Raw genomic sequence first — 16,309 nt, 5'->3', positions numbered from 1 at the left:
AGATGAATCATCCAGAAGAATACCGGGGACGTCAGGTTGTCGTTCTCGGTTTGGCGAGAAGCGGCGTTCAGGTCGCCAAAACCCTGCATCATTATGGCGCCGTCATCACAGTCAATGATCGAAAAGAACGAGAACAGTGTCCCGAAGCATCCGAATTGGAGGCTTTGGGAATTTCTGTTGTATGCGGAGGTCACCCGGACGATCTCATTCATGAGGGCGTTTCGTTGGTCGTTAAAAACCCGGGGATCCCCTATACCGCGCCTCCTGTGGCCAAGGCGATGGAGCTTGGCATCGAGGTTGTGACGGAGGTGGAGATCGCTTATTTGATCAGCCCGGCTCCCATTCTCGGGATTACTGGCTCCAATGGCAAAACGACCACAACGACGTGGGTTGGCAACATGCTGGAGGCTGCCGGCATGAGACCGATTGTCGCCGGTAATATTGGCATCCCGCTGTGCGAGGCTGCTGAGGAGGCGGATGTACGCAACTGGTTGGTCGCCGAGCTCAGCAGCTTTCAGTTGAAGGGGACCCGGGCGTTCCGCCCGGAGGTGGCCTGCCTGCTGAACGTGACGGAGACGCACCTGGATTATCACGGGACGATGGATGATTACATCTCGTCGAAAGCCAAGCTGTTTGCGAATCAACGAGAAACGGACCGCGCCGTCCTCAATTGGGACGACCCCGTGTGCCGGGAGCTTGTGCCCTACATAAAAGCGAAGCTGATCCCTTTCTCGATGACTGAAGAATTGCAGTCGGAGGGGGTTTATGTCGCACCGGCGTACATTCCGGATGTCGAAGACGGATTAACCCGTCACATCATGTACCGGGGGGCTGATGGCGTGGCGCGGGCAATTGTCGACATCGCTGACATCGCTTTGCCGGGCCGCTTTAACGTCGAGAATGCGCTGGCGGCGGTTGCGGCGGCGATTGCTGCGGGAGCTGCACCAGATGCGCTGGCGGAGCCGCTGCGAACGTTCCGCGGCGTGGAGCATCGCTTGGAGTATGTCGACGAGAAGCAAGGCGTCGTTTACTATAACAACTCCAAAGCGACCAACTCCAAGGCAACGGTCATGGCCCTTGAAGCACTGCAGGCACCTATCGTGTTGATCGCCGGCGGATTGGACCGCGGCTCGGATTATATGGAGCTGCTGCCGGTTTTCAAAGAGAAGGTAAAGGCCGTCGTGGCGATGGGGCAAACGAAAGAAAAAATTGCTAGAGTCGCTGAGCTGGCGGGTCTATCGCACATCGTGCTGGTCGATACTGTGGACAGCGCCGCAGATACGCTGCGCGCTGCGCTGAAGGAGGCTGCAAGCCTGGCGGAGCCGGGAGATATCGTTCTGCTCTCGCCGGCCTGTGCAAGCTGGGATATGTTCCCTTCCTATGAAGAGCGTGGACGCATTTTTAAAGAGGCGGTGCATACCCTTTAAGTAGGGGGGTGGAAAAGCCCCTACTTTCGGTTAAGAGGTGGCATCCACGATGGGCAAGAGCCGTACGGCGCCGGATTTTTGGCTGGCGGCCAGCATTCTCGGATTGCTGGCGATCGGAATCGTAATGGTATACAGCGCGGGTTCCGTACTCGCTTTCCATGATTACGGCGATTCTTTCTATTTCGTTAAGAGGCAGCTGCTCTTTGCTGTACTTGGGTTAATTGCGATGTTCTTGATGATGAATGTAGATTACCGTCTGCTGCGAAAATACGCGAAAGTCGGGCTGGTTCTCTGCTTTATCCTGCTCGTCATCGTACTGATTCCCGGGATCGGGGTCGTACGCGGCGGGGCGCGCAGCTGGCTGGGCATCAGCTCGTTTGGGATTCAACCCTCCGAGTTTATGAAGCTGGGGATGATCTTGTTTCTATCCTATTGGCTAAGTAAAGAAGATTACAAGATCACGAATTTTACGAAAGGCCTGCTGCCGCCGCTTGGGATTATCGGACTTGCCTTTGGATTAATCATGCTGCAGCCTGATTTGGGGACAGGAACGGTTATGCTGGGCGCTTCCCTGTTGATCGTGTTTACCGCAGGTGCACGCATTCGCCATTTAGCCGGATTGGCGGCTGTAGGTGCGATAGGCTTCGTTGGTTTGATCCTGGCGGCACCTTATCGGCTGAAACGGATTACCGCCTTCCTGGATCCATGGTCGGATCCATTGGGTGCGGGTTATCAGATCATCCAGTCGCTCTATGCGATTGGGCCCGGTGGATTGGCAGGCTTGGGTCTGGGGATGAGCCGGCAAAAATACAGCTATGTGCCGGAGCCGCAAACCGACTTCATCTTCTCGATTCTAGCTGAGGAATTAGGTTTTATCGGCGGACTCTTAGTTTTGTTATTGTTTTTGATATTAGTATGGCGCGGAATGCGCGTGGCCATGACCATCGATGATCTGTTTGGCAGCTTGCTTGCTGTCGGAATCGTAGGTATGGTAGGCGTGCAGGTTGTCATCAACATCGGCGTTGTCATCGGTCTGATGCCAGTCACCGGCATTACGCTGCCGTTGATCAGTTACGGCGGATCTTCGCTGACGCTGATGCTGACCGCGCTAGGCATTCTACTGAATTTATCCCGTTACGCGAGGTGAGAATATGCGCGTCGTACTTAGCGGCGGTGGAACCGGGGGGCATATTTACCCGGCTCTGGCCGTCGCCAGCCAATGCGCCAAGGAATTTCCCGGCTCTGAGTTTCTGTACATCGGGGGCAAGCGCGGGCTTGAAAGCTCGATTGTACCGCAGCAAGGAATTCCATTTGAAGCGATTGAGATTACCGGCTTCCGTCGGAAGCTGTCCTTCGATAATGTGAAAACGGTCATGCGTTTTCTCAAGGGAGTGCAAACTTCCAAGAAACTGCTCAAAGAATTTAAGCCTGACGTCGTCATCGGAACCGGCGGATATGTCTGCGGTCCGGTGGTCTACGCTGCGGCCAAGCTGGGCATTCCCAGCATTATTCATGAACAGAACGCCATTCCGGGCTTAACGAACCGCTTTCTGAGCAAATACGCATCGACGGTTGCCGTCAGCTTCGAGGGATCGGAGAATGCGTTCCCCGCAGCTCGCAACGTGATTTACACCGGGAATCCGCGGGCGACAACCGTATACACAGCCGATAAGCAAAAGGGCTTTGAATCGCTGGGGTTGCCGTCTAGCAACTCGGTTGTCCTTGTGGTCGGCGGCAGTCAAGGGGCCCGTGCCATCAATCAAGCGATGGTTGAAATGGCTCCGCTGCTTAAGCAGTCCGAACACTTGAAATTTGTATACGTCACCGGAGACCGCTACTATGCCTCGACGGTGGAGGCGATTTCAGCGAAATTGGGCGAACTTCCTGCCAATCTGCAGATGCTTCCTTATGTGCATAACATGCCGGAGGTTCTGGCCTGCACCTCGCTGATCGTGAACCGTGCCGGGGCTTCTTTTTTGGCGGAAATTACAGCACTGGGGATTCCGGCGATTCTGATTCCATCTCCTAACGTAACGAACAATCATCAAGAGAAAAATGCCCGCGCGCTGGAGAGCGCCGGTGCGGCCGAAGTGATTTTGGAGCCGGAGCTGACGGGACAGAGCTTGTATGCATCCATTGAGCGCGTGATGAGCGATTTGCGTCGGCACAGCGCGATGTCGACCGCTTCCCGTGCCTTGGGCAAACCGGATTCCGCCCATCTCATCGTGGAAGAGATGCAAAGGCTCGTTAAGCACCAATAAGGCGCTGTTCAGAGGCGATGTAAGGGCTTGTGCCGGGAAGTCTGGGCGATTGTCACACTCTCCGTTAGGGAGGCATAAGATACTCTATAAATCGTGACAACCAAGCGGGGCAAGATCTTCAGCCCTGCAGGACCCGGGCTCCGGCAGCCATCGACTGCCGATATGAAACAGCGGCACCCGGCGAAGTACCGTCGAAGGGATCCGCCATTCAAGTCAAGGAGGGTTATACGATGCAGCAGTGGATATCACAATTGACCAGGCTGGAAGCCTTGGAGGTGTTGCCGAATGAACCAATGTCGAAATACACGACTTGGAAAATCGGCGGTCCGGCGGATGCGATGGCCGTTCCACAAACGACCCGGCAGCTTGCGGAGCTGATGCGCTTGCTCCACGCAGAAGGAATCCCGTGGATGATGATCGGAAAAGGCTCCAATCTGCTGGTTTCCGACAAAGGCATCCGAGGCTGCGTCATCCGGCTGGGTGGTGAGTTCGAGCAGATTGTATTCGACGGTACGCAAGTCAGCGCCGGAGGCGGCGCATCCACCGTCCGGCTCAGCATCATGGCTGGCAAACAGGGACTAACCGGGCTGGAGTTTGCGGGGGGAATTCCGGGTACAGTCGGCGGCGCCGTCTACATGAATGCCGGTGCCCACGGGTCCGATGTGTCACGTATATTTAAATCCGCTGACATTGTTCTGGAGACGGGTGAATTGGTCACATACACAGCGGAGGATATGAAGTTTGCCTACCGGCATTCCGTCCTGCATGAACAGCGAGGGATCGTGGCTCAGGCACGTTTTTCGCTTGCCGTGGGTGATCGGCTGGAGATCGCGGCGGCCATGGCGGCGTACAAGGACCGCCGTCGCAAAACGCAGCCGCTCTCGCAGCCTTGTGCAGGCAGCGTATTTCGCAATCCGCCCGGCGATCATGCCGCTCGGCTGATTGAAGCGGCGGGTCTCAAAGGGATGAAGGTCGGCGGGGCTGAAGTGTCCACGCTGCATGCCAATTTCATCGTCAATACCGGGCAAGCGACAGCAGAGGACGTTCTTGCGCTCATGGAGCAAGTCAAGGCAGCCGTCCAAGATCAATTTGGGGTGGCGCTGGTGCCGGAGGTCTTCTTCGTGGGTGAACGGTAAACTCGGAGGTGATACATTGGACAAATTGGTGATCGAAGGCGGGAAACCCCTATCAGGAACCATTCGTATCCATGGAGCGAAAAATGCCGCATTGCCGATTCTGGCCGCATCGCTGCTGGCGGAAGGTAAGGTGCAACTTCGAAATGTCCCCCGCCTGCTCGATATTGATGTCATGTTAGGCATTCTCAGTCGACTGGGCTGTAAAGCCGTCCATTTGGGAGATACGGTGACTGTGGATACCTCGGGGGCAGATTCCAGCCATGTTCCTGAGGACTTGATGAAACAGATGCGCTCCTCCATCTTTTTGATGGGGCCGCTGCTTGCCCGTTTTGGGGAAGTATGCATCTATCAGCCGGGAGGCTGTGCGATCGGGGAACGGAAGATCGATCTGCATTTGAAGGGACTTGAAGCTTTAGGAGCGAAGATTGAAGAACACGATCAGCAAATATGGTGCAGAGCCAGCAAGTTGATTGGTACCGACATCCATCTGGATTTCCCCAGCGTGGGTGCAACGGAGAACATCATGATGGCTGCAGCGCTCGCTGAAGGCACAACGATGATTACGAATGCAGCGCGGGAGCCGGAGATTCAGGATCTGCAAAACTTCTTGAATGCCATGGGCGCCAGCATCATCGGCGCGGGAACCGACACGATTACGATCCGAGGAGTGAAGCGTCTCACCCCTTGCGATTACGAGATTATCCCGGACCGTATCGTTGCGGGAACTGCATTGATTGCTGTGGCTGCCACCCGCGGCAGTGTTACGTTGACCCACAGCAACCCTTCACACCTGGTATCGTTGCTTACCGTGCTCAAGCGGGCCGGTGTTCAAATCGGAGTGAGCGATGATATAATAACGTTGAGCAGTGCAGGCCGTCCGAAAGCGGTGGAACGAATTGTGACCTCGCCGTATCCTTCGTTTCCTACCGATTTGCAGTCCCAAGTGATGGTTCTATTATCCTTGGCGGACGGAATGAGCGTGATGAAAGAAACCGTGTTCGAAGGCCGGTTCAAGCATGTCGGCGAGCTGGTTCGCATGGGCGCCGACATTACGGTGGACTTGAATTCCGCGTTTATTCGCGGGGTGCCCCGGCTTTACGGCGCGACCGTGGAAGCAACCGACCTGCGTGCAGGGGCGGCGCTGGTGATCGCTGGTTTGGCGGCCCAGGGTCAAACCGTGGTGGAGCAGGTTCATCATATCGACCGCGGTTATGATCGAATCGAAACGATGTTCCAACGGCTTGGAGGCTCGGTACGCCGTGAATCGCCAGCCTTGCGTCAGCTGGATCTGGCTTAAGGCTATCGTGGTGCTGATTCGCGAAACCTTCGTAGTATAGCCCTAAACTTTTGTCCCCTCCCCTGGAGGGGATATAAGCTTTGTAATACTTATTCAGAAAGTTGCGGAGAAATGACATGCCAAAAGCGAATGTACCCGTCCTAAAAGAACCTGCGCCTAAGAAGAAAAGCGGACGAAAAATCAAAACCATACTTATTTTGTTGTTCCTCGCATTATTATGCGTTCTATTTTTCCGTTCATCTCTTAGCAAAATATCTGTTATTACGTTCGACGGCAATGAGTATACAACGGAGACAGAGCTGCTGGGCGCCACAGGGCTTCAGGTGGGTTCGCCGTTTTTTGCGGTCAGTGCCGATCATATCGCCCGCAGGCTGGAAGAAATTCCTTCGGTGAAGCAAGCAGAGGTAGATAAGACGTTCCCCGGCAGCGTTACGATCCATATTGAGGAGTATCCGATTGCAGCGTATGTGCTGGCAGAGGACGGGAAGCTGCATGGCTTGCTCGCCAACGGGACGCGCATCGACCTGAAGGACGGGTCGATGCCGGTGGACAAGCCCATATTAACCGGTTGGAAGGACGACGATGAAGGACTGGTCAAACTTTGCCAAACGTTGTCGCAAATTCCGGACGAGCTGACCGCAGACATTTCGGAGATCGTACCTTCACCTACGTTGTCTTATCCGGACCGAATTAAGCTGTATACCCGGTCCAAGTTCGAAATCATTTCAGCCACTTCCCTCCTAGCCAAAAAGGCGGAATACATGAACGAAATTTTGCAAACCCAGGACCCTGGAAAGCTGACGATGCTGGACGCGGATTCATATGTTCCATACTCCACGACGGAGGACGGAGACGATGGACAAAATGATACTACTCATGATTGAAAAACAATGATAAAATACATTTTATGGGCTAGTTGGCGTTCTCCCTCTTTTTTCTTCTAATTTTTCAAATAGGGGCAGGTTCTCTGTCACAGTCAGGATACTTCCTGTCTATATGGTGTTAAAAGTTGGAAGTCAAAAAATTTGTAGAAAAAAGAGGGAAAGGTTAAGTGGCGTTGAATTAGTAGATAGTGCATCTAACACGGCAAGTATATTTTGATGGGGAAATAGGAGGTGCCAGGGGCTTGAGCAACAATGACATCATTGTTAGTTTGGACATCGGTACATCCAAAGTTCGTGCTATTATTGGGGAAATTAATAATGGAACCTTTAATATTATTGGGGTTGGATCTGCCGACTCGGAAGGAATTCGAAAAGGCGCGATTGTAGATATTGACCAAACGGTGCAATCGATCCGCAGCGCTGTGGATCATGCAGAACGGATGGTAGATATTCAAATATCTGAAGTGTATGTCGGCATTTCGGGAAATCACATCGGACTCCAAACGAGCCACGGGGTTGTAGCCGTACAAAATGAAGACCGGGAAATTGGTGAAGAAGACATCGAGCGGGTCCTGAAGGCGGCCGAGGTGATCGCCCTGCCGCCAGAACGCGAAATTATCGACGTGGTGGCCAAGCAGTATATCGTGGATGGACTGGAAGGAATTTCGGATCCACGCGGGATGATTGGCGTCAGACTGGAAGTGGAAGCGACGATCGTCACCGGCTCCAAGACGGCGATTCACAATTTGCTTCGCTGTGTGGAGAAGGCTGGCCTTAAAGTTCGGGATCTGGTATTGTTGTCGCTTGCTGCCGGTCAATTGGCGTTGTCCAAAGACGAAAAAACGATGGGATCCGTCCTGGTGGACATCGGTGCGGGTTCCACGACGATCGCTGTATTTGAAAGCGGCACGATCGTTGCGACATCCACGCTTCCGATTGGGGGAGAATTTATAACGAACGACATTGCTTACGGCCTTCGGACGTTAACGGACCATGCGGAGAAGGCGAAGCTGAAATACGGCTGTGCTTCCATTGAGGACGCGGCGTCGGATGTTACTTTTAAGGTGACACGGATCGGAAGTAATGTGGACAAGGAGTTTACACAGGAGGATTTGGCCGCGATTGCGGAGCCGCGCGTACAGGAGATTTTCCAGCTGATTCGCCAGGAAGTCAAGCGTCTTGGCTACAGCGAGCAGCCGGGGGGATATATCCTGATCGGCGGAACGGTATCTATGCCGGGATTGCTCAAGATTGCCCAGCAGGAGCTGGAAGCTTCGGTACGGATTGCTGTGCCTGATTTCATCGGCGTTCGTGATCCTTCATACACCGGCGGGGTGGGAATTCTGCATAAAGTGGTTAAGAATTTGCGGATCCGCAGCGCTTCCAGCCCGAAGAAGAATGCGAACCGGAGCAAGGCTCCGGCACCGCAGGAACCCGTTCGGAAGAACGGTTTGATGGAACGACTCAAGAACTTGTTTAGCGAATTTATATAGTGGTTCAGGAATGATGCATGGTCGATCCATGCATATTGAGGGGGAGATGGAAGAGTATGTTGGAATTTGATTTCGAAATGGAGAGCTTGGCACAAATCAAGGTGATCGGGGTTGGCGGCGGCGGAAGCAACGCGGTTAACCGAATGATCGAGAACGGCGTGCAGGGCGTGGAATTTATTACGGTCAATACAGACGCTCAAGCGCTGCATTTGGCCAAGTCCGAACATAAATTGCAAATCGGGGACAAGCTGACCCGTGGTCTCGGCGCCGGAGCTAATCCGGAAGTGGGCAAGAAAGCGGCTGAGGAATCCCGCGATTTGATCGCCAATACGTTGAAAGGCGCCGACATGGTGTTTGTTACTGCCGGTATGGGCGGCGGTACAGGAACTGGGGCAGCGCCGGTCATTGCCGAGATCGCCAGAGAGTGCGGCGCACTAACGGTTGGCGTCGTAACCCGTCCGTTTACGTTTGAAGGCCGCAAACGCTCCACGCAAGCGGAGATGGGGATTGAAGCGTTGAAGGAAAAGGTAGACACGCTGATCGTCATTCCTAACGATCGCTTGCTTGAGATTGTGGATAAGAAGACGCCGATGCTGGAAGCGTTCCGCGAAGCGGATAACGTCCTGCGTCAAGCCGTGCAAGGCATTTCTGACTTGATTGCCGTGCCGGGTCTGATCAACCTCGACTTCGCCGACGTGAAGACGATCATGACCGAGCGCGGATCCGCCCTGATGGGTATCGGTCTTGCAACCGGCGAGAACCGTGCTGCCGAAGCTGCACGCAAAGCCATCATGAGTCCGCTCTTGGAGACTTCGATCGAAGGGGCGCGCGGCGTCATTATGAACATTACCGGCGGGGCGAACCTGTCGTTGTATGAAGTCAATGAAGCAGCAGAGATCGTTATTGCCGCTTCGGACCCAGAAGTGAATATGATTTTTGGTGCGATCATCGATGAGAATATGAAAGAAGAGATCAAAGTTACCGTGATCGCCACGGGATTCGAGAACAAGCCGTTGCCTAGCCGCAAGCCGGCAGCAGCTGCCCCTGGTGCTCCGGAGCCGCAGGAGAACCGTTCGACCTCCACCCTGAGACCGTTCGGTAACCAGCCTAGCGGCGACCAACTGGATATTCCGACGTTTCTTCGTAACCGTTCGCGGAACAACAACGAATAGGTTAGGAGCTATTAAACGTCTTCCCCTAGACCTTGACCCGAGATGGGCCAAGGTCTTTTTTTTCTATCCTTCCCTTCTGCAAATCTCTCCCGCGAAGTCGACAAAAATAGTGGCATTCTACTTTCAATTTTAGACAGACTTTATCGCTCGTTCTCTTTATACTGATAACCATCTACCCAGGCAGGTGAATGCCGTTGGTTGTCTATATCGATCTCATATTTTTGATGAACCTATTGATCGATGCAAGCTTGCTTCTAGTCACGGCTTGGATGCGAAAGCAAAAAGTCGTTCTCTGGCGGCTGGCCTTGTCGGCGGTGGTTGGGGCGATGTACGTCGTCATGATGTTTTTGCCGGAGCTCTCATTTCTGTACACGTTTCTGGTGAAATTTCTATTCTCTGTCGTGATGCTGTGGGTTGCGTTCGGATTTGGAAGTTTACAAAACTACTTACGGAATATGGGAGCTTTTTATATCGTCAATTTTGCAGCGGCCGGCGGAATTCTAGGTGTACATTATTTGCTGCAAGATTCCGGAGAAATCTGGAGCGGGATATGGTATTCGGCTTCCGGCGGGCTTTCGTTTTCCTTGAAAATTGGAGCGTTGTTTATTCTGGTTTGCTTCTTCGCCGTATTGTATGGGTTTAAGCGGGTGATCGATGCACGTCAGCGGCAGGAGCGGATTCGCTCCTTCTTAGCTGATTTGGAAGTACGCGTAGGCGATACAGCGATTACGTGCACGGGATTGATCGATACGGGCAACCAGTTATCCGATCCCCTCAGCAGGCTTCCGGTGACCGTAATGGAAGCTGTGCTTTGGGAGCAGGTTTTGCCCCCGTCGTATCGGGGGAAGCTGGCTGACGAACGTGCGGACAACCTCATCTTGCAGCTGACGGAGGCAGGAGATTTTCCGTGGCCGGAGCGGCTGCGGTTGGTTCCTTACCGCGGGATCAACAAAGGCACCCAGTTTATGCTGGCGCTGAAGCCTGACGAGGTCATGGTCCGTCTAGACGGCAAGGAATATCGTTCGTCCCGGGTGCTGATTGGTCTGGACGGGGGGCGGTTATCGACGGAAGGAACCTACCAAGCGATTGTTCATCCCGCACTGGTTGAGTCGACAGAGGCGAAGGAGAGTATGGACACCATCAGTAAAACGGGAACGTAACTTAGGAGGATACAAAGTGATGCGTGTAAAGTGGAAAATGATGCTGCAGCTGCAGTATTACCGGCTGCTGTTTCTTTTTGGACTAAAGAGTGAAGAAATCTATTATATCGGCGGCAGCGAAGCGCTCCCTCCGCCATTAACCCGTGAAGAGGAGGAATATTTGCTGCAGCGGCTGCCCAGCGGCGATTCCGCTATCCGGGCCATGCTGATCGAACGTAACCTGCGGCTGGTCGTATATATCGCCAGAAAGTTCGAGAATACGGGAATCAATATCGAGGACCTGGTATCCATCGGCGCCATTGGCTTAATTAAAGCAGTTAACACGTTTGACCCGGAGAAAAAGATCAAGCTGGCGACCTATGCATCTCGTTGCATCGAAAACGAAATTCTGATGTACCTGCGCCGGAACAGCAAAATCCGCACCGAAGTCAGCTTTGATGAGCCGCTGAACATCGACTGGGACGGTAACGAGCTGCTGCTCTCCGACGTACTTGGTACGGAGAACGATACGATCTACCGTAATATCGAGGAGCAAGTTGACCGGAAGCTGCTGCACAAGGCGCTGGATAAATTAACCGAGCGCGAGCGGATGATTATGGAGCTTCGCTTCGGGCTCGTTGACGGCGATGAGAAGACGCAGAAGGATGTAGCTGACCTGCTGGGCATCTCGCAATCGTACATCTCGCGTCTGGAGAAACGAATTATTAAACGGCTGCGCAAGGAATTTAACAAGATGGTTTAGTGAATGGCATGATAGATATGCGTTTATCGAAATTCCAATTATTTCGACAGAGGTCGACTTGAGTGTTTTCGCTCGACGAGGAAGATGACGGCGGAATAAAAATGCAGTCCCGGGAGATACTGTTCATTAGTTTCTCCTTGGGAGGTAAGACACGATGACCCGAAACAAAGTCGAAATTTGCGGTGTAGATACCGCAAAATTGCCCGTTCTAACCAATGCGGAAATGCGTGAATTGTTCCACTCGTTGCAGCAGGACCACGTAAGATCAGCCAGAGAAAAGTTAGTAAATGGCAATCTGAGACTCGTGCTGAGCGTCATCCAGCGGTTCAACAATCGGGGGGAGTATGTGGACGACCTATTCCAGGTTGGCTGCATCGGACTCATGAAAGCCATCGATAATTTCGACCTATCGCAGAACGTCAAATTCTCCACGTACGCTGTACCGATGATCATCGGGGAAATTCGGCGTTACCTGCGGGACAACAACCCGATCCGCGTCTCCCGAAGCTTGCGAGACATCGCCTACAAGGCACTTCAAATGCGGGACAACCTGACCAATCAGAATTCCCGTGAACCTACGATTTTTGAGATCTCTGAGGCTTTGGGCTTACCGAAGGAGGACGTCGTCTTTGCCCTCGACGCCATCCAGGACCCGGTTTCCTTGTTCGAGCCGATCTACCATGACGGCGGGGATCCCATCTACGTGATGGATCAAATCAGCGATGACAAGAACAAGGACGTCTCCTGGATCGAGGAAATCGCCTTACGTGAAGCGATGCAGCGGTTAGGCAACCGCGAGAAGATGATTTTGTCCATGCGTTTCTTTGAAGGCAAAACGCAAATGGAGGTCGCCGAGGAGATCGGGATCTCCCAAGCCCAAGTGTCCAGACTCGAGAAATCCGCTATTTCACAAATGCAGAAACATGTGAAGTCGTAATTCGGTCCCTGCGGGGGCCTTTTTTCGTGTGAACATTTCCATATCTTCAAACCCCCCTGCTTCAATATCATAGAAGTGGGACATAAGGCTTATGACTTGAGATGTGCGGGAGGGAAGTAGATGAAGTATTGCATTGGGGAATTTTCTTCACTGCTTGGCATCACCCGGGATACACTGAGGCTGTATGAGAAGCATGACATCGTGAGGCCGGTCAAGGACCGTCATAACAGCTACCGCTATTTCAACGATTTGGACGCCCGGGATTTGTTGATGAGCCGGTGGTATCGCAGTTTGCAGATTCCACTGCAGGATGTGGCCAGCTTGATTCAAAATGCCTCGTTGGACGACATTCTCAACAAGATGGAACAGAGCAAGCGGGAGCTGGAGGAAGAGATCCGCAAAAGCACGATGCTGCTGCATAAGTTAGATGAACTGAGCCGGGAGGTCCAGAATCTAGAGGGGAGACTTTATCGTTGCACGCTGGGGGACCGACCAGGACTCTACCGATTAAAGCAAACGGATAAAAATCACCTGCTTAACACGAAAGGTTTGGAGGGCACCATTAATGCGTTAATGGAGGTGCTTCCTTACTCATTTTATTGCTTCCGCATCGACCGGGATTCCATTGAATCTGAGGCAGAGGGCTTGGAATACAGCTGGGGCCTGTCGATTTCGGAAAACGAGGTGCACCAACTGGGCATCACGTTGGATGAGCATTTAGAGTATATTCCGCCGTCTCGTTGTGTGACATCGGTGATTTTGTCCCCGCAGAGTGAAGATATTACCAAAGAATCGCTTCGTTTTATGCTGAATTACATAAATGAGCAGCACTATGCAATTTCCGGCGCGGTAACCGGACGATTAATGTTGACCGAGAACCACGAGGGCACGAAACGTTCGTTCCTAGAGATCCATATTCCTATCGAGAATTCCTATTGACCTTGGTGCAACACCAAGGTTTATGCTTCTAGTGTAGCCTTGTTTGTGAACACAAGTGAAAACATTCACAATAACAAGGCAGACTATGCAGTAAGGGGAGAAGAGGGAATGCGCAACAAACGAGTGAACAAGGTGCTCTTAGTTACGATCTGCATCGTATTGGTTGCGTCGATGTTCGGTTGGGGTTGGCCATCTGAGAAGCTGCTAAACAGCTCCTCGACAGCGGTCGCGGCCTCAGCATTTAAGGCGGGGACGTATACCGGGGAGGCCGAGGGCAAAGACGGCGTCATCAAAGTGCTCGTGACGATGGAGCAAGCGGATCGGATCAAGGACATCAAGATCGTCAGCCAAACCGAAACTGAGGGGCTTGGTGACAGCGCGCTGAACAAAATCAAGGATCAAATCTTGACGAACCAATCGCTGAAGATTGATGCGGTAAGCGGCGCAACTGTATCCAGCGACGCCATGCTGAAAGCGGTAGAGGATGCGGTTAAAAAAGCAGGCGGCGATGTGAATGCCTTGAAATCGGTTAGCGTCAAGAAGCCTGGCGCAGGCAAAACGGAAAAGCTCCAAGCCGACGTCGTCGTCGTTGGGGCCGGTGCTTCGGGGGTGTCGGCTGCAGTAGCGGCGGCGGACAAAGGCGCAAAAGTGATCATTATCGAAAAGACCAGTATCATTGGCGGTGCCAGCAATCTGTCTTGGGCGGGCAAATTCTATAACTCCTCCGCTGCACTTGAGAGCGGTGTCAAGGTGGACGCGGAGAAGGAGATCGCCGATTGGATCGTCAACAACCACTGGAGAGTGGATGCAGCGGCTGTGCGCCAATATGTGACGAAATCCGGGGATACGTACGATTGGCTGAAGAACAAAGGGTATGTTACGACGTTCCTGAACTTCGGTGGAGAGCAGTTGCATGTGCTGCCGGCTTATAACACTCGTGAGCAGACACTCCGTAAGATGTTGACGGCTTCGGTTGAGAAGAACGGCGGCAAGGTAATTACAGAAACCACCGGGAAGAAATTGATCACGAACGCTAAAGGAGCGGTGACTGGCGTTATCGCGGAAAAAACGGACGGCACCACGCTGGAAATCAGTGCAAAAAGCGTCGTAATCGCAACGGGCGGTTACGCAGGAAACAAGGAAATGGTGAAAGAGGCATTTGGTTTTGAGGGCGTGAATGGCGGACTCGCCCAAAATATTGGCGAAGGTCTGAAAATGTCCTGGGAAGTTGGAGCGAAGGTACCGGACAACTTTGGCGGACAAATGCTGCACCAAACACTGGCCCGAGGAACCAGCAATCTGAAGAAGCAATATTCCTCCTTCGAAGCCAGCTATCCACTCATGCTCAGCTATCTGCCGAACTTGATGAACGTAGGCCCATCGGGAGCTCGTTTCAGAGATGAGACGGCGACGTTGACGGCAGTAGCGGCAGCGAATACGAGTGCGTTTAACGGGCCTTACCATCTGGTGATCGTATCGCAATCGCAGTTGAAGGCTTTGGAAGCGAAGGGCATGAACGGCATCAAAGCGCCGAAGCTGCCAGGGCTTCCACCGGAATTTTACGCGGATTTCACCGATCAGTTTAAGCTGGATACTCCATGGAAGAACGTGACCGCCGTCTTTGAATCGATGGTGAAGAACGGGGATGGGTATAAAGGCAATACGATTGAGGAATTAGCCAAAAACGCTGGCATGGACGTCGAGGTGTTTAAGGACGCGTTTAACAAATATACGCAAGCGACCAAAACTGGCGTAGATACAGAGTTTGGCAAATCCAAAGAATACTTGCTGTCGATGGGTGAGGGTCCTTATTATGCGATCATTGCCGAGATTAACAACCTGGGTTCGGTTGGCGGCTTGCTCGTAAACCCTAAATTCCAAGTGTTGAACGACCAACGTGTACCGATCAAAGGACTTTACGCCGTTGGGCTTGAATCTGAAGGCGTGCTGTTTAACGACACTTACGTCGGGAACGGGGTAGGCATTGGCTATTCCTTTACTTCCGGACGACTGGGCGGCGAAAGTGCAGCTGCCGGGGCGCTGGGGAAATAATAGCATAAAAACGAACGGATAACTGAAAGGACGGCTTCTTCTGGAATCTTACAGATTTTCGGAAGGGCTGTCCTTTTCTGTGTGGGCTTGGTCGGGCATCTCTTTTCCTGTGGCCAAGGGCATGCACCGAATCCCAAGCTCATATAGTAAAGGGACGGAGTAATTCGACGGGACGGGGGCGGTAGAAGTATGGATAATGTGGTAAGGGCGAGTATGAAAATATCCGATTTTCAGACGAAGGACGTTATCAATGTTGTGGACGGGAAGCGGCTTGGCCATATCAGCGACCTGGAGCTGGATTTAAGACAGGGTGTCATTGAAGCGATTGTCGTGCCTGTCGGGGCGAAATTTATGGGGTTGTTTGGCGGCGGGAGCGATCTCATTATCCCATGGAAAAATATCGTGAAGATTGGATCTGACGTTGTGTTGGTGAAAATGGAGGAGCTTCGAGAACCAAGAACCCAGACAAACTACGATACGACGGTGTATATCGACCGAGACGGACGGGCGGAACGACGGAGCTAGATTCCGCAAGCGGTATTGTGGCGATTTATGGTAGACTTGAAGTAATTCCAATATTGAACTTTAACGGACCTCAAAGACGTTATTCTGGTGAATACGGCTGAGAAACTAGATGGAACGGACCTCACAGACCTTATTCGACTAAACGGGGCACAAATTGCTGCAAGATCAAGCTGATAGAGGCTTCCCAGTCCGTTGCTATGAACGTTTTTGTCAAGCCCTCGGTTTTAACTCTGCCTGAGCACGTGGCGCGAGAGCAAAAATGCGAGCGACGGTCGGCACGCTGC

At 52.7% G+C, this 16,309-nt stretch carries 14 protein-coding genes; all 14 read left to right on the top strand.

Going from position 1 to position 16,309, the window contains the following annotated elements; translation table 11 throughout:
- Positions 1 to 2 precede the first annotated feature (2 nt).
- Positions 3 to 1,427 (top strand): UDP-N-acetylmuramoyl-L-alanine--D-glutamate ligase, encoded by a 1,425-nt coding sequence (gene murD / locus RW092_RS07120; RefSeq protein WP_316009881.1) that lies wholly within the window; start codon positions 3 to 5, stop codon positions 1,425 to 1,427.
- 49 nt (positions 1,428 to 1,476) lie between these two features.
- On the top strand, positions 1,477 to 2,574 hold the full coding sequence (gene spoVE / locus RW092_RS07115; protein ID WP_016311506.1) for a stage V sporulation protein E: 1,098 nt from the start codon (positions 1,477 to 1,479) through the stop codon (positions 2,572 to 2,574).
- 4 nt (positions 2,575 to 2,578) lie between these two features.
- Complete coding sequence (murG, locus tag RW092_RS07110; RefSeq protein WP_316009880.1) at positions 2,579 to 3,688, top strand: undecaprenyldiphospho-muramoylpentapeptide beta-N-acetylglucosaminyltransferase; 1,110 nt, start codon at positions 2,579 to 2,581, stop codon at positions 3,686 to 3,688.
- Positions 3,689 to 3,918: 230 nt separating this feature from the next.
- The gene (gene murB, locus RW092_RS07105) at positions 3,919 to 4,824 is read left to right on the top strand and encodes a UDP-N-acetylmuramate dehydrogenase (protein WP_028537938.1); all 906 of its coding nucleotides are present in this window, start codon (positions 3,919 to 3,921) and stop codon (positions 4,822 to 4,824) included.
- A gap of 16 nt (positions 4,825 to 4,840) precedes the next feature.
- Entirely contained in the window at positions 4,841 to 6,121 is a 1,281-nt protein-coding gene (gene murA, locus RW092_RS07100) for a UDP-N-acetylglucosamine 1-carboxyvinyltransferase (protein WP_028537939.1), read from the top strand.
- A 116-nt stretch (positions 6,122 to 6,237) separates the two neighbouring features.
- The gene (locus tag RW092_RS07095; protein ID WP_016311510.1) at positions 6,238 to 7,005 is read left to right on the top strand and encodes a cell division protein FtsQ/DivIB; all 768 of its coding nucleotides are present in this window, start codon (positions 6,238 to 6,240) and stop codon (positions 7,003 to 7,005) included.
- 242 nt (positions 7,006 to 7,247) lie between these two features.
- The gene (gene ftsA / locus RW092_RS07090; RefSeq protein ID WP_028537940.1) at positions 7,248 to 8,498 is read left to right on the top strand and encodes a cell division protein FtsA; all 1,251 of its coding nucleotides are present in this window, start codon (positions 7,248 to 7,250) and stop codon (positions 8,496 to 8,498) included.
- Between the two features lie 56 nt (positions 8,499 to 8,554).
- Positions 8,555 to 9,670 (top strand): cell division protein FtsZ, encoded by a 1,116-nt coding sequence (ftsZ, locus tag RW092_RS07085; RefSeq protein ID WP_028537941.1) that lies wholly within the window; start codon positions 8,555 to 8,557, stop codon positions 9,668 to 9,670.
- A gap of 188 nt (positions 9,671 to 9,858) precedes the next feature.
- The gene (spoIIGA, locus tag RW092_RS07080; protein ID WP_316009879.1) at positions 9,859 to 10,830 is read left to right on the top strand and encodes a sigma-E processing peptidase SpoIIGA; all 972 of its coding nucleotides are present in this window, start codon (positions 9,859 to 9,861) and stop codon (positions 10,828 to 10,830) included.
- 19 nt (positions 10,831 to 10,849) lie between these two features.
- Entirely contained in the window at positions 10,850 to 11,572 is a 723-nt protein-coding gene (gene sigE / locus RW092_RS07075) for an RNA polymerase sporulation sigma factor SigE (RefSeq protein WP_016311514.1), read from the top strand.
- Between the two features lie 154 nt (positions 11,573 to 11,726).
- Entirely contained in the window at positions 11,727 to 12,509 is a 783-nt protein-coding gene (gene sigG / locus RW092_RS07070; RefSeq protein WP_316009878.1) for an RNA polymerase sporulation sigma factor SigG, read from the top strand.
- A gap of 120 nt (positions 12,510 to 12,629) precedes the next feature.
- Positions 12,630 to 13,448: a MerR family transcriptional regulator gene (locus tag RW092_RS07065; RefSeq protein WP_016311516.1), complete on the top strand. Its 819-nt coding sequence runs from the start codon at positions 12,630 to 12,632 to the stop codon at positions 13,446 to 13,448.
- Between the two features lie 108 nt (positions 13,449 to 13,556).
- Positions 13,557 to 15,500 (top strand): FAD-dependent oxidoreductase, encoded by a 1,944-nt coding sequence (locus RW092_RS07060; protein WP_085279290.1) that lies wholly within the window; start codon positions 13,557 to 13,559, stop codon positions 15,498 to 15,500.
- Positions 15,501 to 15,689: 189 nt separating this feature from the next.
- Positions 15,690 to 16,025 carry a YlmC/YmxH family sporulation protein gene (locus tag RW092_RS07055; protein WP_016311518.1) on the top strand — a complete coding sequence of 112 codons (336 nt, stop codon included), beginning with the start codon at positions 15,690 to 15,692 and terminating at the stop codon, positions 16,023 to 16,025.
- Positions 16,026 to 16,309 lie beyond the last annotated feature (284 nt).

The sequence above is a fragment of the Paenibacillus sp. 3LSP genome (genome assembly GCF_032465655.1).
In the GTDB taxonomy this organism is placed as follows: Bacteria; Bacillota; Bacilli; order Paenibacillales; family Paenibacillaceae; genus Fontibacillus; species Fontibacillus barengoltzii.
The sequence above is the reverse complement of the archived record's forward strand: the minus strand, read 5'-3'. Positions and strand labels throughout refer to the sequence as shown.

What these genes read in the sequence shown, in the direction of transcription:
- ftsZ (WP_028537941.1), top strand. Translation starts at nt 8,555, where the DNA reads ATGTTGGAATTTGATTTCGAAATGGAGAGCTTGGCACAAATCAAGGTG.
- RW092_RS07060 (WP_085279290.1), top strand. Translation starts at nt 13,557, where the DNA reads ATGCGCAACAAACGAGTGAACAAGGTGCTCTTAGTTACGATCTGCATC.
- sigE (WP_016311514.1), top strand. Translation starts at nt 10,850, where the DNA reads ATGCGTGTAAAGTGGAAAATGATGCTGCAGCTGCAGTATTACCGGCTG.
- spoIIGA (WP_316009879.1), top strand. Translation starts at nt 9,859, where the DNA reads ATGCCGTTGGTTGTCTATATCGATCTCATATTTTTGATGAACCTATTG.
- RW092_RS07065 (WP_016311516.1), top strand. Translation starts at nt 12,630, where the DNA reads ATGAAGTATTGCATTGGGGAATTTTCTTCACTGCTTGGCATCACCCGG.
- murD (WP_316009881.1), top strand. Translation starts at nt 3, where the DNA reads ATGAATCATCCAGAAGAATACCGGGGACGTCAGGTTGTCGTTCTCGGT.
- sigG (WP_316009878.1), top strand. Translation starts at nt 11,727, where the DNA reads ATGACCCGAAACAAAGTCGAAATTTGCGGTGTAGATACCGCAAAATTG.
- spoVE (WP_016311506.1), top strand. Translation starts at nt 1,477, where the DNA reads ATGGGCAAGAGCCGTACGGCGCCGGATTTTTGGCTGGCGGCCAGCATT.
- murB (WP_028537938.1), top strand. Translation starts at nt 3,919, where the DNA reads ATGCAGCAGTGGATATCACAATTGACCAGGCTGGAAGCCTTGGAGGTG.
- RW092_RS07055 (WP_016311518.1), top strand. Translation starts at nt 15,690, where the DNA reads ATGGATAATGTGGTAAGGGCGAGTATGAAAATATCCGATTTTCAGACG.
- murG (WP_316009880.1), top strand. Translation starts at nt 2,579, where the DNA reads ATGCGCGTCGTACTTAGCGGCGGTGGAACCGGGGGGCATATTTACCCG.
- RW092_RS07095 (WP_016311510.1), top strand. Translation starts at nt 6,238, where the DNA reads ATGCCAAAAGCGAATGTACCCGTCCTAAAAGAACCTGCGCCTAAGAAG.